The 18,228-nt window shown below is 51.3% G+C and carries 13 protein-coding genes and 1 pseudogene; 10 read left to right on the forward strand and 4 right to left on the reverse strand.

What is annotated here, in order from left to right:
* Nucleotides 1–74 precede the first annotated feature (74 nt).
* The 3 genes from GE278_03280 to GE278_03290 all read right to left on the reverse strand — a co-directional run bounded on the left by GE278_03280 (nt 75) and on the right by GE278_03290 (nt 3,764).
* Nucleotides 75–950, reverse strand: coding sequence for an SMP-30/gluconolactonase/LRE family protein (locus tag GE278_03280; protein QLK59867.1), 876 nt, complete (start codon nt 948–950; stop codon nt 75–77).
* Nucleotides 951–1,097: 147 nt separating this feature from the next.
* Nucleotides 1,098–2,243, reverse strand: a complete 1,146-nt coding sequence (locus tag GE278_03285) for a porin (protein ID QLK59868.1) — start codon at nt 2,241–2,243, stop codon at nt 1,098–1,100.
* A 369-nt stretch (nt 2,244–2,612) separates the two neighbouring features.
* The gene (locus GE278_03290) at nt 2,613–3,764 is read right to left on the reverse strand and encodes a hypothetical protein (GenBank protein ID QLK59869.1); all 1,152 of its coding nucleotides are present in this window, start codon (nt 3,762–3,764) and stop codon (nt 2,613–2,615) included.
* Nucleotides 3,765–3,852: 88 nt separating this feature from the next.
* Between GE278_03290 and GE278_03295 the strand changes: the two are divergent.
* The 7 genes and pseudogenes from GE278_03295 to kefC all read left to right on the forward strand — a co-directional run bounded on the left by GE278_03295 (nt 3,853) and on the right by kefC (nt 15,530).
* A pseudogene (locus GE278_03295) lies at nt 3,853–5,553 on the forward strand (type I secretion system permease/ATPase).
* Nucleotides 5,554–5,589: 36 nt separating this feature from the next.
* On the forward strand, nt 5,590–7,023 hold the full coding sequence (locus GE278_03300) for an HlyD family type I secretion periplasmic adaptor subunit (protein ID QLK59870.1): 1,434 nt from the start codon (nt 5,590–5,592) through the stop codon (nt 7,021–7,023).
* 270 nt (nt 7,024–7,293) lie between these two features.
* Nucleotides 7,294–8,115 (forward strand): 4-hydroxy-tetrahydrodipicolinate reductase, encoded by an 822-nt coding sequence (dapB, locus tag GE278_03305; protein ID QLK59871.1) that lies wholly within the window; start codon nt 7,294–7,296, stop codon nt 8,113–8,115.
* Between the two features lie 478 nt (nt 8,116–8,593).
* Nucleotides 8,594–9,763 (forward strand): glutamine-hydrolyzing carbamoyl-phosphate synthase small subunit, encoded by a 1,170-nt coding sequence (carA, locus tag GE278_03310; GenBank protein QLK59872.1) that lies wholly within the window; start codon nt 8,594–8,596, stop codon nt 9,761–9,763.
* A 17-nt stretch (nt 9,764–9,780) separates the two neighbouring features.
* On the forward strand, nt 9,781–13,005 hold the full coding sequence (gene carB, locus GE278_03315; GenBank protein ID QLK59873.1) for a carbamoyl-phosphate synthase large subunit: 3,225 nt from the start codon (nt 9,781–9,783) through the stop codon (nt 13,003–13,005).
* A gap of 124 nt (nt 13,006–13,129) precedes the next feature.
* Entirely contained in the window at nt 13,130–13,690 is a 561-nt protein-coding gene (kefF, locus tag GE278_03320; protein ID QLK59874.1) for a glutathione-regulated potassium-efflux system oxidoreductase KefF, read from the forward strand.
* The gene (gene kefC, locus GE278_03325; GenBank protein QLK59875.1) at nt 13,677–15,530 is read left to right on the forward strand and encodes a glutathione-regulated potassium-efflux system protein KefC; all 1,854 of its coding nucleotides are present in this window, start codon (nt 13,677–13,679) and stop codon (nt 15,528–15,530) included. The genes kefF and kefC overlap by 14 nt, the downstream gene beginning before the upstream one ends.
* A gap of 59 nt (nt 15,531–15,589) precedes the next feature.
* Here the strand turns inward: kefC and GE278_03330 are convergent, their stop codons facing one another.
* Nucleotides 15,590–16,204, reverse strand: a complete 615-nt coding sequence (locus GE278_03330; protein ID QLK59876.1) for a LysE family translocator — start codon at nt 16,202–16,204, stop codon at nt 15,590–15,592.
* A gap of 105 nt (nt 16,205–16,309) precedes the next feature.
* Between GE278_03330 and GE278_03335 the strand changes: the two genes are divergently transcribed.
* From GE278_03335 to folA, 3 genes are all read left to right on the forward strand, one after another.
* A complete protein-coding gene (locus GE278_03335) occupies nt 16,310–17,119 on the forward strand; it encodes a threonine/serine exporter (protein QLK59877.1) in 810 nt (269 codons plus the stop codon).
* A complete protein-coding gene (locus GE278_03340) occupies nt 17,110–17,580 on the forward strand; it encodes a threonine/serine exporter (protein ID QLK59878.1) in 471 nt (156 codons plus the stop codon). The genes GE278_03335 and GE278_03340 overlap by 10 nt, the downstream gene beginning before the upstream one ends.
* 130 nt (nt 17,581–17,710) lie before the next feature.
* Nucleotides 17,711–18,196, forward strand: coding sequence for a type 3 dihydrofolate reductase (gene folA / locus GE278_03345; protein ID QLK59879.1), 486 nt, complete (start codon nt 17,711–17,713; stop codon nt 18,194–18,196).
* Nucleotides 18,197–18,228 lie beyond the last annotated feature (32 nt).

The following is an 18,228-nucleotide window of genomic DNA, read 5'->3' on the forward strand; positions in this document are numbered from 1 at the left end:
GTCTCAGGCAACATGCAAAAAATGAAAAACCGGCTCAATTGTGGCCGGTTTTTTTTATGCGCGTTCTGACCGCATTATGCCTTTTGCAGTTTGAATAGGTTCTGCGGTACACCCACCGTTGACGTTTGTACATGCAGCAATGCGCCTTCAAGCGCATGCGGTGTATCGAGATTTTTGCGTGCTGACGTGATGTACAAATCGGTCATGTCCGGGCCTCCAAAGGTACAACAGCTAGGCTGCGTCACCGGTACCGGCACGGTATCGAGAGTAAGCAATTCACCCTGATTGATTTGCTGGCGTAACAGACATTTCGATCCCCAGCAGGCGGTGAGCAGCCACCCATTTTGCGCCAGCGCCGAACCATCCGGAGATTTATCCCCGGAAGAGAAACAGGAGATTTTCTGGGGATTTATACGGCGTGCATTAGCGGAGTAGAAGCGGTTTTTCTTGGTGTCCGCAAACCAGACTTTTCCTTCAAACCAGACGAGAGTGTTGGTGATCCCGACGTTATCGAGCATCATTTCTGGTGCCTCGGTTCCGGATTCATAGCGAAACCACGCGCCGTTATTTTTTTCCTCTTTGATATCAAGCGTGCCAAACCACAGTGAACCATCCGGCGCGATAGCGGCTTCGTTCGGACGTGTGCCTTCTGCACCGGGATAGCCGCACAGCGTCTGACGGCTTTTACTTTCGTAATCGTACAGATGGATCCCATCCTGAGAGACGAGTAAAAACTGATTTCGTTTTTCCGTCATCAGAACGGCGCTGGTTACGCTGGGTAAATCGTGGATTTCAGTTTTCTTTGTCTCGGGCCAGTAACGCAAAACGCGCTGGGCAAGAATATCGACCCACAATAATGATTGAGTGCGCTGGCACCAGACGGGTGTTTCACCCAATTCGGCTCGATAATCGCCAATGGCGGTCACGTCGGACCGGAATAATGCGGACATCGTAAAGCTCTCCTTGAAGGATGAGATGTGGATGTATTCAGTCTAGTCCGGCTTTGCCCGCGTGGGATAGGAGAAAAGGTGTAAAAAGAAAGGGCCAGCCCGTCAATAAGACGTAAAGCTGGCCCTCTGATATTCAGTTGTTAAGGCTTAGAAGTCGTAACGCAGACGGATCAGGTTCATATCACCGAGGTTATCGGTGGAAGACGTGAACACGTGCTCGTAATCAACACGGAAACCGTAATCGAGCTGGAAAGACACACCGAGGCCGTTATCAATACGCTGGTAATTGCGGCCAGTCACATAGGTCAGACGGTCACCCATGAAGTATGGCTGAATGGTTTTGACCGCCAGCTGATTGACTGGGAAAGCGTAGCCCAGGAAGTATTCCAGACCGTACGCGTCGCCCGCGAAGAAGTGATCTTCATTTTTCAGGCCAGTCTGCAGGAAGTCATGGTAGTAACCGCCGCCGAAGGAGGCTGTCCAGTTGCCTGGTTTCCAGCTTAGCGCAGTACCCACAATGCTTTGGTTGTAGTCTTTGGACGTATTGTCGCCCGGGTTTCTCATCTCTGCGTCGGTGTAGTTGTACGCAGTACCCCAGGTCAGATCTTTAGTGATGTGATAATCAACGCCGACAGAACCGCCGCCGTTACGTTTGTAACGCAGGCCATTTTTGCCGGTCAGCAATTCGCTGTCTTCAAAAAGGTAAGAGGCATACACATCTGCATCGCCGAAGGTGTTTTTATATTTCAGCATTTTACGTGAACGGTAAGAACCGTCGTAGTCGCCGTTCACACCATTGCCCGGTGCCTGGGCGAGCATGTCGTAGTCCCAGATATCGGTTTTCGCACCAACCACGTCGTAGTAAACGCTGTTTTGCTGACCAAACGTCAGCTGACCGTAGGTTTTACTTTTAAGACCGGTATACAGCATACGGCGGGAGGTGTTATGCGCGCCTGCTGCATAGTGGTTATCCCAGCCAGTCAGGGCAGGGATATTGACACCCAGCTCGTAGTAGTTAATCCAGCTGATATCATCAAACAGATAATAATCAGTAGAGAAACGAAAACGTGTACCGCCATCAAAACCGTTGGTTTTATAGTTTTTCACGCCATTCTGGAACTGGAACTGGGGACGAATGCTCCCGCCTACCTGGAATTGCAGGCGGCTCAGCGGATCGTTAGGTTGTGGATCTTGCTTGATCAGCGTGATTTCTGCGTGTGAAGCGAAAGACGCCAGACCGAATAACAGGCCAGCCGTTGCCACTTGCGTGACTTTGTTTAATTTGAAGTTCATATAAGTCCCTGCGCCAATACTCTGTTTTGAAATGACTATCTGTTTCTAAATAACTCACAGAGAAATTGGCCGTGTGTGTTTTTGTATTTTCCCCTCACTCATAACAATCTGGTAAGGGTGAAGACGCGCCTCATACGTTCAGGCTACTTAATTTTTGACCGGTCAGAAATCAAATTTCGCCAGTTAAAATTAGCTGGCTATTTATTATCATATTTATTGATTTAATCAATACGATTTGATGCCATATAATAAAAAATTAATGATTTAGATCCGAAAATCTGCGCGATTGCTGGATTTGTCTGCGATGGGAGCTGTGCGAGGGAATGGGGGAATCTCCCCTGAGCAAGGCTCTCAGGAGAGCTTCAAGTGCTATGAGCGTGACCAGTAATCGGAACTGTTGATCATCTGCATACTTTCTCTCATCTGGTCGGGTTGCATTGCCGTTACGCTTTGCCCGGCCGCAAATATCGCCATCGCGTCCACCAGCTGTTCTAACTGGGTTGCTTCCAGAGATTGCCCGTCAGCGACGCTGATGACTTTATTTTGATAGGCGGATCCAGAGAACCAGTCATTCAGTGTCACAGAATCATTGGTTCCTATTTCGCTGATCAGTAAATGGCTATTTTCACGCGAAAACCAAAGATCCTGAACGTTGGCATCAGTAAATTGGATCGAATCAATATCATCTGCATTTTGCATTATGTCAGTCACAACATCCTGATTATGGCCTTTGGCAAAAAGATAGGTATCCGAGCCAGCACCGCCGGAAAGTGTGTCGTTACCGGCACCTCCGTTGAGAATATCATTGTCGTCAAGACCAAAGATTGCGTCGTTGCCCGCACCGCCATCCAGCGTATCGTTGCTATCGTTGCCAAGGAGGGTGTCATTACCTTCGCCGCCGCTTATTGCATTGGAAGCATACCAGCCCACAAGGTAGTCATTTAGGAAGCTACCCTTTATTGGGATACTTATCGTTTCTAGATCGGCGAGAGTAAGGGTTTTATCGTCAAAGGCGAAACTAAAACCCCGGCAATATGCCGGACCAAAATATCCTTTAAGTCTGACGCTATCGTCATTCCCATAGGCTCGAATGATCAGGTCCCCGTCTTTATTTTCGAAGCGGGCATCGGCAAAACGGGCTCCTGTAAAGCGCAGAGTGTCATTCTCGCTCACATTATTTGCACCATCAGCGAGCGTGTCCTGCCCATGTCCGGCAGAGAAGAGGTAGGTATTAGGATTATAGTAATGTGCTGTGAGTGCTTCATTTGCCGCACTGCTCACAATATAGGTTTCAGTGTATTGGTTTAAAACTGCCATTTCTCCCGCGAAGTCAGGTGAGTTGACGAGTAAAGACGAGGCAGTTTTGACCATATCAAGGAATCGATAGGTATCCTTTTCTTTCAGATTTTCCAGATAAGTGTTAAACGCAGAAAAATTCAATGTGAATCCACTAAAATCGTCTTTTATATCAGGAGTGATAAGAGAGAAAGCCTCACGGTAAACCGTTTGGATCACCAGCATGGATGAAACGTAATCATGGAATTTTTGATATTCTTTATTAACTTCTCTGGCCGCATTAATCTGTGGGTCGGTAGAACCGTTTATTTTATGGTTTATTCCCGCAGTAATTAAATACCGAAAGATTTTGTTAGAAGTTCTGGCTGCCTCCGCTGTTATTCAATTCTTTGCCCTGATAACTCCGCTTTTTTTTCAGGTAGTGATGGATAAAGTCCTGGTGCACCGTTGTTTCAGTACGCTGGATGTAGTCGCCGTAGCGCTTTTAGTCATCATAATATTTGAGGTCACGCTGGGTGGCCTGCGAACGTATATTTTTGCCCATACTACCAGCCGGATAGACGTCGAGCTGGGAGCCCGGCTATTTCGTCATCTCTTTTCCCTGCCGCTGGCCTGGTTCGAAAAGCGTCGTGTGGGCGATACCGTTGCCCGCGTGCGGGAGCTGGAACAAATACGTAATTTCCTCACCGGTCAGGCGCTGACTTCAGTAATGGATCTCTGTTTTTCATTCATTTTTCTTATCGTGATGTGGTTCTACAGTGGCTGGCTGACGCTGGTTGTACTCATCTCACTGCCTTGTTATGCCATCTGGTCCGCCACCATCAGCCCGGTGTTGCGGGCTCGTTTAAACGAAAAGTTTGCGCGCAATGCGGACAGCCAGTCATTTTTGGTGGAGTCGGTGACGTCTGTTGGCACAATTAAAGCGATGGCGGTTGAGCCTCAGATGACGCGTAACTGGGACCTGCTGTTGGCGTCATATGTTCATGCGGGTCTGAGGGTGACCCGGCTGGCGACCATCGGACAGCAGGGTGTTCAGCTTATTCAAAAACTGGTCATGGTATCAACGCTGTGGCTGGGCGCTCGGTTGGTGATTGATGGCGATTTAACGGTCGGGCAACTGATCGCCTTTAATATGCTCGCCGGGCAGGTGGCTGCGCCGGTTATTCGTCTTGCTCAACTGTGGCAGGATTTCCAGCAAGTCGGTATTTCAGTGGCACGGCTTGGGGATATTTTGAATACGCCTACGGAACAAACGGCCAGCCGCTTAGCCTTACCCGAAATCACAGGAAAGATAGATTTTGAGCAGGTAAATTTCCGCTATCGGCCGGAAGGTTATGAAGTATTAAAGGATCTGACGCTGACCATTAATGCGAATGAAGTCATCGGCATCGTAGGCCGTTCAGGTTCCGGGAAAAGTACGCTGACAAAACTCGTGCAACGCTTATATGTCCCCGGGCGCGGAAGGGTGCTGGTTGATGGGAACGATTTAGCCCTGGCTGATCCGACGTGGTTACGACGGCAGATCGGTGTGGTTTTGCAGGAAAATGTTCTGTTAAACCGTACGGTGCGGGAAAATATTGCGTTATCCGAACCCGGTATGCCTCTGGAGAGAATAATCAATGCAGCAAAGCTGGCGGGTGCCCATGAATTTATTATGGAACTTGCGCAAGGGTATGACACCGTGGTTGGAGAGCAAGGCGCGGGGCTTTCCGGTGGACAGCGGCAGAGGGTGGCGATTGCCAGAGCGCTGGTCGGAGAGCCAAAAATCTTAATACTGGACGAAGCGACCAGTGCTTTAGACTATGAATCTGAACGGGCGATTATGCAGAATATGCAGGCGATTTGTCGGCAGCGTACAGTCCTTATTATTGCCCACCGTCTTTCGACCGTCCGTTTCGCACAAAGAATTATCGCCATGGATAAAGGTGAAATTGTCGAACAGGGAACTCACGAGGATCTTTTGAAAATAGAAAATGGTTATTATCGTTTTCTGCATGATCTTCAATCGGCGTAATTTATTTTAAAAAACACACTCTATTTATCATAAAATATGAAACTTTTTATTCATGCATCAAAAGAACTGTGCGGTAAATATTATCTGGTGTGGCGGGAAATCTGGAAATTGCGAAGCCGGTTAGACCCGCCGAAGCGTGATGGAGATGAACGGGTATTTCTCCCGGCGAATCTGGAAATCACAGAGACGCCTATATCTGTCGCGCCTAAATATGTCGCACGAACAATTATATTCTTTACGCTTATTGCTTTCCTATGGGCACTGATTGGGAAGATAGATATTGTTGCGGTGACTCAGGGAAAAACCATTGTTACAGGGCATAGTAAACAAATTCAATCGCTGGAAACCTCAGTGGTTAAAAATATTTATGTCAAGAACGGGGATTATGTCCACGCAGGACAAAAAATTATTGAGCTGAGTGGAATTGGCTCTGACAGTGACTCTGAGCAATCCCGGCGGGCTTTGGAAGCGGCACAGCTGACAAAACTGCGTAACGACGCCCTGATGAACGTTATAGAGAAAGGCGGATTGATAGAAATTAATAAATCTGAGGCGATACAGGACGGATTAAAGCAACCCGAGGTGGTAGACGCAGAGGAATTAGCGAGAAATCAATTCGGGGCATGGTCGGCAGAGAATGACAAGTTACAGGCAATTCTCAGCCAGCATTTAGCTGAACTTCGCTCTAATCGGGATCAAATACACAAACTTGAGCAAATACGAAAAATAGAACTACAACGCTCCAAAGATTATCAGGCGCTTCTCGAAAAAAAATATCTTTCTCAACATGAATATTATGAACAAGACAGTAAGACCATCCAGAATGAACATGATCTCAAGAGCCTGCGTAATCAGGCGCAGCAAATCGAAGAAAGCATCCATCAGGCCGAACAGGAAAAACGCCTGAATATTCAAACGTTCCAACGTGATACGCTGGACGCACTTCGTGAGGCGAACGAACAAATCCCACAGTTGCGCGGGCAACTGGAAAGGACCGAACAGCGGCAATCGCTGATGAACCTGAGGGCGCCGGTAGACGGAACCGTGCAGCAAATGGCTTTTCATACGCTAGGTGGCGTCGTTATGGAAGGGCAGGCAATCATGACGATTGTCCCTCTCGACGATAAAATTGAAGTTGAAACGATGATCGCCAATAAAGATATTGGTTTTGTGAATGTGGGGCAGGATGTCGTCGTCAAAATTGAATCTTTCCCTTATACCCGTTACGGTTACATCACGGGTAAAGTCACCAGCGTCAGTTTTGATGCGATCGAAAATGAGAAGCTGGGATTGGTTTTCAGCGCAATCGTCTCGCTCGATAAAAATTACCTGCTGGTTGAAGGCAAGCGAATTAATCTGGTCGCGGGCATGAATGTCAGCGCTGAAATCAAAACGGGTAAACGCAAAGTCATCGACTATCTTCTTAGTCCGCTGCAGACAAAAGTGGATGAGAGTTTTAAAGAACGCTAGTACATGATGATATTTATTCACAAAAGTGAATCGTTATGCGAAGTGACTTTTTGCGGATTATTACAGCCTTTTTCGCTCTCAGTTCCAGGATGGCTGTTTGATTAACACAAATCATTCAAGTTGGTAACCTTAAATCAGATGCTTTTTACTGATATTAACCAGCCTGTATCATAATTTTCTAATTATGAGGCAATTTTGCTGGCTACCCGATTACAGGGTGGATAACCTGATTCTGTTTTACGGCAGAACCCCTATATAAAGAGAGTATTTATGAGTAACGCTGATATTCGCATGGCCATCGTTGGCGCAGGTGGTCGTATGGGCCGACAGCTGATCCAGGCCGTTTCTGAAGCCGAAGGTGTGGTGCTGGGCGCTGCGCTGGAACGTCCAGGTTCAACGCTTGTCGGTACTGACGCCGGTGAACTGGCGGGGATCGCAAGTGCAGGCGTCAAAGTGAATGAAGATCTGAATGCCGTAGTAAATGACTTCGATGTGCTGATCGATTTCACCCGGCCTGAAGGCACGCTGGTGCATCTGGAATTCTGTCAGAAACACCATAAAGGCATGATTATCGGCACTACAGGCTTCGATGATGCCGGTAAGGCCGCGATTAAGCAGGCTTCAGAGGTTATTCCTGTCGTTTTCGCCGCCAACTTCAGCGTGGGCGTAAACGTCGTCCTCAAACTTTTAGAGAAAGCCGCCAAAGTGATGGGCGATTATACCGACATTGAAATTGTTGAAGCACACCATCGCTATAAAGTGGATGCGCCATCAGGTACTGCGCTGGCGATGGGCGAAGCAATTGCCGGTGCACTGGGGCGTGACCTCAAGGAGTGCGCGGTGTACGCCCGTGAAGGTCATACCGGCGAGCGCTGTCCAAAAAGTATTGGTTTTGCCACCATCCGTGCTGGCGATATTGTCGGTGAACACACCGCGATGTTTGCAGATATCGGAGAACGGGTTGAGATTACTCACAAGGCTTCCAGCCGTATGACCTTCGCAAATGGTGCTGTTCGTGCAGGAAAGTGGATTTCTTCGCATAAGTCAGGTCTTTATGACATGCGTGACGTGCTTGGGTTAGATGATTTGTAGTGGCTAATTTTGATGTGATGTGGTTGTTTTGGTCATAATGTTTTGATAAAAGGGCAGTTCCTTGATTGCCCTTCTCTTTTTTGTTTGAAAATACGAACTTAACCATAAATAGCGCACATAGCTTGCATTTGTTATTGTTAACTCCATTTTTAACCTGCGCGTTGTACGTTTTTTAAACTCACCCGTTCTCCCTTACTGGTCCACATCTACTTTCATCACTGATTTTCATACATCGTCTTCCGCAAACGGTTACTATACTTACTTAGGCTATGCTTTTATGGCTGTGATGAAGCCTTTTCACTGAGTTGTGCGAAAAATAGAGAAATAGTGGTGCTTTTGGTAGACAAACCGAACTGCCCTCATTAGAATGCGCCCAATTTGCCGAAAATTGGCTTCCGGAGCGATTTTTGCATTGATTTAGATCGGGTTATCTGAATTAATATGCAAATATTGTGATTTATTATTCTTGGAGGATGCTTTGATAAAGTCAGCGCTATTGGTTCTGGAAGACGGAACCCAATTCCACGGTCGGGCCATCGGGGCAGAAGGTTCGGCAGTGGGGGAAGTGGTCTTCAATACGTCGATGACCGGTTATCAAGAAATCCTCACTGATCCTTCCTATTCCCGCCAGATTGTCACTCTCACTTATCCCCATATCGGTAATGTCGGCACCAATACCGCAGACGCAGAATCTTCCGCAGTACACGCTCAGGGCCTGGTCATTCGCGACTTACCTCTTATTGCCAGCAACTACCGCAGTGAAGAAAACCTTTCTGATTACCTCAAGCGCAACAACATCGTAGCCATCGCCGACATTGATACTCGCAAGCTGACCCGTCTGTTACGTGAAAAAGGCGCACAGAATGGCTGCATCATCGCGGGCGATTCTCCGGATGCGGAACTGGCGATGCAAAAAGCCAAAGCGTTCCCCGGCCTGAAAGGGATGGATTTGGCGAAAGAAGTGACCACCGCAGAATCTTACAGCTGGCAGCAAGGAAGCTGGACGCTCGAAGGTGAACTGCCGGAAGCGAAGAAAGAAGAGGATCTGCCCTTGCATGTGGTGGCTTACGACTACGGTGCAAAACGCAACATCCTGCGCATGCTGGTGGATCGCGGCTGTCGCCTGACGGTGGTTCCGGCGCAAACGCCTGCCGCTGACGTGCTGAAACTCAATCCGGATGGCATCTTCCTGTCTAACGGCCCGGGCGATCCGGAGCCTTGCGACTACGCCATCGCCGCCATCAAAACGTTCCTCGAAACGGATATCCCGGTCTTCGGGATCTGCCTCGGTCATCAGTTACTGGCATTAGCCAGCGGCGCAAAAACGCTGAAAATGAAACTGGGCCACCACGGCGGTAACCATCCGGTTAAAGATATCGACAACAATGTGGTGATGATTACCGCGCAAAACCACGGTTTCGCCGTAGATGAAAACAATCTCCCCGCGAACCTGCGCGTGACCCACAAATCGTTGTTCGACCACACGGTCCAGGGCATCCACCGCACGGACAAACCGGCATTCAGTTTCCAGGGTCACCCTGAAGCCAGCCCGGGCCCGCACGATGCCGCGCCGCTGTTCGATCACTTCATTGAACTGATTAACGCTTTCCGCGCTTCTCGCAACAACGCCGTTCTTACAGGCAAATAAATCAGGAGCAATAAAAAATGCCAAAACGTACAGACATAAAAAGCATCCTGATCCTCGGCGCAGGCCCGATTGTCATCGGCCAGGCTTGTGAATTTGACTACTCGGGTGCGCAGGCGTGTAAAGCGCTGCGTGAAGAAGGTTACCGCGTCATTCTGGTGAACTCGAACCCGGCGACCATCATGACTGACCCGGATATGGCCGATGCGACTTACATCGAGCCAATCACCTGGGAAGTGGTACGTAAAATCATCGAAAAAGAGCGTCCGGACGCTGTGCTGCCAACCATGGGTGGCCAGACCGCACTGAACTGCGCGCTGGAACTGGAACGTCAGGGCGTGCTGGAAGAATTCGGCGTGACCATGATTGGCGCAACCGCAGATGCCATTGATAAAGCCGAAGACCGCCGCCGTTTCGACGTGGCGATGAAGAAAATCGGACTGGATACTGCGCGTTCGGGCATCGCCCACACCATGGAAGAAGCGCTGGCAGTTGCTGCTGACGTCGGTTTCCCTTGCATCATTCGCCCATCATTTACCATGGGTGGTACCGGTGGCGGTATCGCGTATAACCGCGAAGAGTTTGAAGAGATTTGCGAGCGCGGTCTGGATCTGTCTCCTACCAAAGAGCTGCTGATTGATGAGTCGCTGATTGGCTGGAAAGAGTACGAGATGGAAGTGGTGCGTGATAAAAACGATAACTGCATCATCGTCTGCTCTATCGAAAACTTCGATGCGATGGGTATCCATACGGGTGACTCCATCACTGTGGCACCGGCGCAGACCCTGACCGACAAAGAATACCAAATCATGCGTAACGCCTCGATGGCGGTACTGCGTGAAATCGGCGTGGAAACCGGTGGCTCCAACGTCCAGTTCTCGGTGAACCCGAAAAATGGCCGTCTGATTGTTATCGAAATGAACCCACGCGTTTCCCGTTCGTCCGCACTGGCATCAAAAGCGACCGGTTTCCCGATTGCGAAAGTGGCGGCCAAACTGGCGGTAGGTTATACCCTCGATGAACTGATGAACGACATCACCGGCGGCAAAACGCCTGCATCGTTCGAACCCTCCATCGACTACGTTGTGACGAAGATTCCTCGCTTCAACTTCGAAAAATTTGCCGGTGCTAACGACCGTCTGACCACGCAGATGAAATCTGTCGGCGAAGTGATGGCGATCGGCCGCACGCAGCAGGAATCCCTGCAAAAAGCGTTGCGCGGTCTGGAAGTGGGTGCGAGCGGCTTTGACCCGAAAGTGAATCTGGATGACCCGGAAGCGCTGACCAAAATCCGTCGCGAACTGAAAGAAGCCGGTGCCGAACGTATCTGGTACATCGCCGACGCCTTCCGTGCCGGGATGTCCGTGGACGGTATCTTCAACCTGACCAACGTTGACCGCTGGTTCCTGGTGCAGATTGAAGAGCTGGTGAAACTGGAAAATGAAGTGGCCGAAGGCGGCTTCAACATCCTGACCCACGACTACCTGCGCATGCTTAAACGCAAAGGCTTTGCTGACCTGCGTCTGGCCACTCTGGTCGGCGTTTCAGAAAGCGAAGTGCGCAAACTGCGCCATAAATACAATCTGCACCCAGTCTACAAACGTGTTGATACCTGTGCGGCGGAATTTTCTACCGATACCGCTTACATGTACTCCACGTATGAAGAAGAGTGCGAATCCAACCCGACCAACGACAAGCCAAAAATCATGGTGTTGGGCGGTGGTCCGAACCGTATCGGTCAGGGCATCGAGTTCGATTACTGCTGCGTACATGCCTCACTGGCGCTGCGTGAAGACGGTTACGAAACCATCATGGTGAACTGTAACCCGGAAACCGTATCCACCGATTACGACACCTCAGACCGTTTGTACTTCGAATCCGTCACGCTGGAAGACGTGCTGGAAATCGTGCGCATTGAGAAGCCAAAAGGCGTCATCGTGCAGTACGGCGGCCAGACTCCGCTGAAGCTGGCGCGTGAACTGGAGGCTGCTGGCGTGCCGATTATTGGCACCAGCCCGGACGCTATTGACCGTGCCGAAGACCGCGAACGTTTCCAGCAGGCGGTTCATCGCCTGGGCCTGAAACAGCCGGCGAACGCCACCGTGGCAACCATCGAACAAGCGGTTGAGAAAGCCAGCGGTATCGGTTATCCGCTGGTGGTGCGCCCGTCTTATGTTCTGGGTGGTCGCGCGATGGAAATCGTGTATGACGAAATCGACCTGCGCCGTTACTTCCAGAATGCTGTCAGCGTCTCCAACGACGCGCCGGTTCTGCTGGATCGCTTCCTGGATGATGCGGTAGAAGTAGACGTTGATGCTATCTGCGACGGTGAACGCGTACTGATTGGCGGCATCATGGAACACATCGAGCAGGCTGGTGTGCACTCCGGTGACTCTGCATGTTCTCTGCCGTGCTACACGCTGAGCAAAGAAATTCAGGACGTGATGCGTCATCAGGTAGAGAAACTGGCCTTCGAGCTGAGCGTTCGTGGTCTGATGAACGTCCAGTTCGCGGTGAAGAATAACGAAGTTTATCTGATTGAAGTCAACCCGCGTGCCGCACGTACCGTGCCGTTCGTCTCCAAAGCGACCGGCGTACCGCTGGCGAAAGTTGCTGCCCGCGTGATGGCAGGCCAGACGCTGGCACAGCAGGGCATCACAGAAGAAGTTATCCCGCCTTACTACTCCGTGAAAGAAGTGGTGCTGCCGTTCAACAAATTCCCTGGCGTTGACCCGATACTGGGGCCGGAAATGCGTTCTACCGGTGAAGTTATGGGCGTCGGACGCACCTTCGCTGAAGCCTTTGCCAAAGCGCAACTCGGCAGCAACTCAGGTATGAAGAAAGCGGGGCGCGCACTGTTGTCTGTGCGTGAAGGCGATAAAGGTCGCGTAGTCGATTTGGCGGCGAAACTGCTGAAACGTGGCTTCGAACTGGACGCGACGCACGGTACTGCAGTGGTGCTGGGCGAAGCCGGGATAAACCCTCGTCTGGTCAACAAGGTGCATGAAGGCCGTCCACACATTCAGGACCGTATTAAAAACGGTGAGTATGTGTATATCGTCAATACCACGGCTGGCCGTCAGGCGATTGAAGACTCCAAGCTGATCCGTCGCAGCGCACTGCAATACAAAGTGCATTACGACACCACGCTGAACGGCGGTTTCGCCACGGCGATGGCGCTGTCTTCTGACCCGACCGAGCAGGTGATTTCAGTGCAGGAAATGCACGCGAAAATCAAAGGCTAATGGCATAATTGGTTAGCAAAAGGCGCGGCGAAAGCTGCGCCTTTTTCATTTTATGCATCCGACTTTTACCAGAATGCCGAAAGTTGCGTATGCTGAAGTAAATAAAATAAGACAAGAGACTTGCATGATTTTAATCATTTACGCCCACCCTTATCCGCGCCATTCGCGGGCCAATCAGGGATTACTCGCGGCGGTAAAAGACCTGCCGAACGTAGAAATCCGTTCGCTGTACGATCTTTACCCCGACTTCAACATCGATGTGAATGCCGAACAGAAAGCCGTTGAACGCGCCGATATGGTGGTGTTTCAACATCCGATTCAATGGTACAGCCTCCCCCCGCTGCTAAAACTGTGGATCGATAAAGTGCTGGAGCACGGCTGGGCTTATGGCCACGAAGGCAACGCATTGAACGGCAAACATTGTTTGTGGGCCGTAACCACCGGCGGCAATGAGCATCATTTTGAGCTCGGCGATCACCCGAACTTCGACGTGCTGGCGCAGCCTTTACAGGCGACGGCGGTCTACTGCGGCATGCACTGGCAGCCGTACTTTGCGGTGCACAATACGTTTATCTGCGATGAAGTCGCGCTGAAAGCGGCGGGCGAAGAATACCGCAGGCGTTTAACCGCCTGTCTGAGCCTGAAAGAAGGCTGTGCGCCGGAGGTCGAAAATGGACAACCATAATCTGATGATTGAAGGGCTGATTTATCTCGGTTCGGCGGCGTTATTTGTACCGATCGCGGTACGCCTTGGATTAGGTTCCGTTCTGGGGTATCTCATCGCCGGTTGTATCATTGGCCCGTGGGGACTTAAGCTGGTCTCGGACGCCGAATCAATTCTGACCTTTGCGGAAATCGGCGTAGTGCTGATGTTATTTGTCATCGGCCTCGAACTGGATCCTAAACGTTTATGGACCATGCGCGCCTCGGTCTTTGGCGGTGGCAGTATTCAGATGGTCGGCTGCGGCATAGTGCTCAGTGCCTTTTGCTACTTCCTTGGCCTGGACTGGAAAATCGCGATGCTGATCGGCCTGACGCTGGCGCTGTCTTCCACCGCCATTGCCATGCAGGCGATGAGTGAACGAAGCCTGACTGCCGCGCCAATCGGGCGCAGCGCCTTTGCCGTTCTGCTGTTCCAGGACATTGCGGCGATCCCTTTGGTCGCCATGATCCCGCTGCTGGCGAGTACCGGCGAAGCCACCACGCTGATGAGCTTCGGGTTGTCCGCCGCGAAAGTCGCCGGTGCGCTGGTGCTGGTGGTTCTGCTCGGGCGCTATGTCACGCGTCCGCTGCTGCATTTTGTAGCGCGCTCCGGGATGCGCGAAGTGTTCAGCGCCGTGGCACTTTTTCTGGTGTTCGGCTTCGGCATTCTGCTGGAAATGGCGGGCATGTCGATGGCAATGGGCGCGTTTCTGGCGGGGGTGCTACTGGCGAGCTCTGAATACCGTCACGCGCTGGAAAGCGATATTCAGCCGTTTAAAGGTTTGTTGCTCGGACTGTTCTTTATCGGTGTGGGTATGTCTATCGACTTTGGCACGCTGGTCCATCAGCCGTTGTTGATTGCCACATTGCTGGTCGGCTTTATGGCGCTAAAAGCTGCCCTGCTGTGGCTGGTCGCACCGTGGCTGGGCGTACCGAAAAAACAGCGTGGACTGTTTGCCATTCTCATCGGGCAGGGGAGTGAGTTTGCCTTCGTGATTTTCAGCACTGCGCAAATGGCCGGTGTATTGCCGGTCGAATGGGCGAAAGCGCTGACGCTGGCCGTCGCGCTATCGATGGCGGTTACCCCACTGCTGCTGGTTCTCGCCGCACGTATGGAACGTAATGCGCCGCAAGACGATCGCCCGCAGGACACTATCGATGATGAAAACGCGCAGGTGATTATCGCCGGTTTTGGCCGCTTCGGGCAGATTGCCGGTCGTTTGCTGCTGGCGAATAACGTGCATACCGTCGTGTTGGATCACGACCCTGATCACATCGAAACGCTGCGTAAGTTTGGTACCAAGGTGTTTTACGGTGACGCGACGCGTGTGGATTTGCTGGAATCCGCAGGTGCTGCGCAAGCCAGGGTGCTTATCAACGCCATCGATGATGTTGAAGCTAACCTGCAACTGACCGCGCTGGCGAAAGAGCATTTCCCGAATCTGAAGATTATCGCCCGTGCGCGAGATGTCGATCACTGGTATCAGTTGCGTCAGTTAGGCGTGGAAGCGCCGGAGCGTGAATTGTTCGAAGGTTCTTTGCGTGTTGGCCGCGAAGTGTTGGAAACGCTGGGGCTGGATGCCTATGAAGCCCGTGAAAAAGCCGATCTGTTCCGTCGTTATAACCTGAAGATGCTGGAGGCGACGGTTGCAAATTACGAAGATACCGAGTTCCGTATCGCCAGTATGCAGCGTGCGAAGGATATGCTGAGTGCGGCGATCGAGCAGGATCAGGAACGTCTGGCCTCAGAGCAACAACAGGGCTGGCGGGGCAGTATCGACGGCAAAGCGCCGGAGAATGAAGTGATTGAAGCGAAGAGTTAACGAAGGATGAAACCAGAAGCCGGTGCCCGAAATGCACCGGCTTTTTGGGGAGTTTTTTATCAGCTCAGTGCCACTTTGATGCCTAAACCAATCAACACACCGCCCAACAGTTTATCGATAATCTTCTGCGCTTTCGCCAGACCACGACGCACCGGCGCGCTTTGAATGAGCAGAGCCAGTGAAGGCCACCAGACAGTAGAAAGACCGACGATAATCGAGGCGTACCAGAGTTTTTCGCCGATGCTGGAGTCGATCTGCAAGACCTGGGTAAACATCGCCAGGAAAAACAGCGTCGCCTTTGGATTTAGCAAGTTGCACAGATAACCCTGCACAAACGCCGTGCGCAGTTTCACCTGTTGCGGCTCCAGCCCATCCAGATTCATTTTGCTGTTGCTGCGTGAAAACAGTGCCTGAATACCCACCCAAATCAGATAAGCCGCCCCGACGTATTTTAATAAATCAAACAGCCACGGCGTGGTGGTAATAACGACAGCCAGACCCGCGACGCAGTAAGACATATGCGTGATCACGCCACAAATCACCCCAAACGATGTCATCAGTGCCGCAACGCGAGGATAACGGGCCGCATTTTTGATCACCAGAAAGAAATCAGGACCGGGAGAGAGCATGCCGAGGAAGGCGATACTGGCAACAAAAAGGGAGGTTTCAAGCATGAAAGTAACCGTCGTCAATGTTCAGAACAAAATAAGGCCGCATGATACGTCAATCTTCACTTCGGCGTATCACACTTATTGGCTTTTTTTACGGGCGGTAACGGTATGCAAGACTCTGTCGTTGAATATCAGGAACGTGAAAGTCCGCAGGCACATTATCAGCGTGAGATTACCCGGCTGTGTATCGAGTGTGCGCTGCTGCTGTTACAGCACGGTGCCGAAAGTATGCTGGTTGAACAACTGCCAGCGCGACTGGGTATTGCGCTGGGCATGGATCGGGTGGAAAGCTCGATTTCAGCCAACGCCGTGGTGCTCAGCACGCTGTGCGGCGGCTATTGCCTCACATCGACGCGCAAAAATGTTGATCGCGGGATCAACATGCAGGTGGTGACCGAAGTGCAGCATACGGTGATCCTGGCTGAGCATAAACTGCTCGACGCTTCGCTGGTGGCGAAGCGTCTGAGCCACATTAAGCCGCTACGCTATCCCCGCTGGATGATGATCCTGATGGTGGCGCTGTCCTGCGGTTGTTTCAGTAAACTTAACGGCGGCGGCTGGGATGCGTTCAGCGTGACATTTTTAGCCAGCGGCGTGGCGATGGCGGTACGCCAGACGATGACTATTCGCCACATGAATCCGCTGATCAACTTTTGCTGCACTGCTTTTGTCGCGACGTCGATTTCCGGTTTACTCATGCGTCTCGATTTTTTCCAACAGACTTCGAACGTGGCGATGGCCGCCAGCGTGTTGTTACTAGTGCCCGGTTTTCCGCTGATTAATGCGGTAGCCGATATGTTCAAAGGCCACGTAAATACCGGGCTGGCACGCTGGGCGATGGCCAGTCTGCTGACGCTGGCGACTTGCATCGGTGTGGTAATAGCTATGGCGGTGTGGGGATTGCGGGGATGGTCATGAGTCTCTTATGGGCACTGATTCAGGATATGTTGCTGGCCGCAGTACCGGCGCTGGGTTTTGCGATGGTGTTCAATGTCCCGCCACGGGCGTTGCGCTATTGTGCGCTGCTCGGTGCGCTGGGACACGGCTCCCGTATGCTGATGATGCACGGTGGGATAAACATTGAGTGGGCTTCTCTGCTGGCGGCTATACTGATTGGCATCATAGGGATCCGCTGGTCGCGATGGCTGCTGGCGCACCCTAAAGTTTTCACGGTGGCGGCCGTTATCCCCATGTTCCCCGGCATTTCTGCATACACGGCGATGATCTCAATGGTGGAGATTTCGCACCTCGGCTATAGCGAAGTGCTGATGTCTACCATGGTCACCAATTTCCTGAAGGCCAGCTTTATCGTCGGGGCATTATCGATTGGATTATCTTTACCGGGGCTCTGGCTGTATCGCAAACGTCCCGGTGTGTAAGTCTGTTAAGAGTACGCTTATATCTTTGTAAAGCGTGAGTCTCCCTATCGACGGCTGATAGGGGTTTCCGTATAGTGGCAGCTCTTTTTTCGGGTCACGGTTTTATTCCTTATCTACACAGGGTTTCATAATGATTATTAGCCTGATCGCCGCACTGGCGACCGATCGCGTTATTGGCATGGAAAACGCTATGCCTTGGCATTTACCCGGTGATCTGGCCTGGTTTAAGCGTAATACGCTCAATAAACCCGTCATCATGGGTCGCAAAACGTTTGAGTCGATAGGGCGCCCTTTACCTGGCCGACTGAATATTGTCATCAGCTCTAAACCCGGTGAGCACGAAGGCGTGACCTGGGTGACCTCTGTTGATGCAGCACTTGCCGCGGCCGGTGGTGTGGAAGAAGTCATGGTGATGGGAGGAGGCCGGGTCTATGAGCAGTTCCTGCCGAAAGCGAACCGTTTATATCTGACCCACATCGATGCCGAAGTCGAAGGGGATACGCATTTCCCTGACTACGAGCCGGATGACTGGGAAAGCACCTTCAGTGAATTCCACGACGCTGACGAGCAGAACTCTCACGGCTACTGCTTCGAGATCCTTGACCGCCGCGCCTGATGTCATAATAGCATTCAGCAAAAAGGCACCTC

It is taken from the genome of Enterobacteriaceae bacterium Kacie_13 (assembly GCA_013457415.1).
In the GTDB taxonomy this organism is placed as follows: Bacteria; Pseudomonadota; Gammaproteobacteria; order Enterobacterales; family Enterobacteriaceae; genus Rahnella.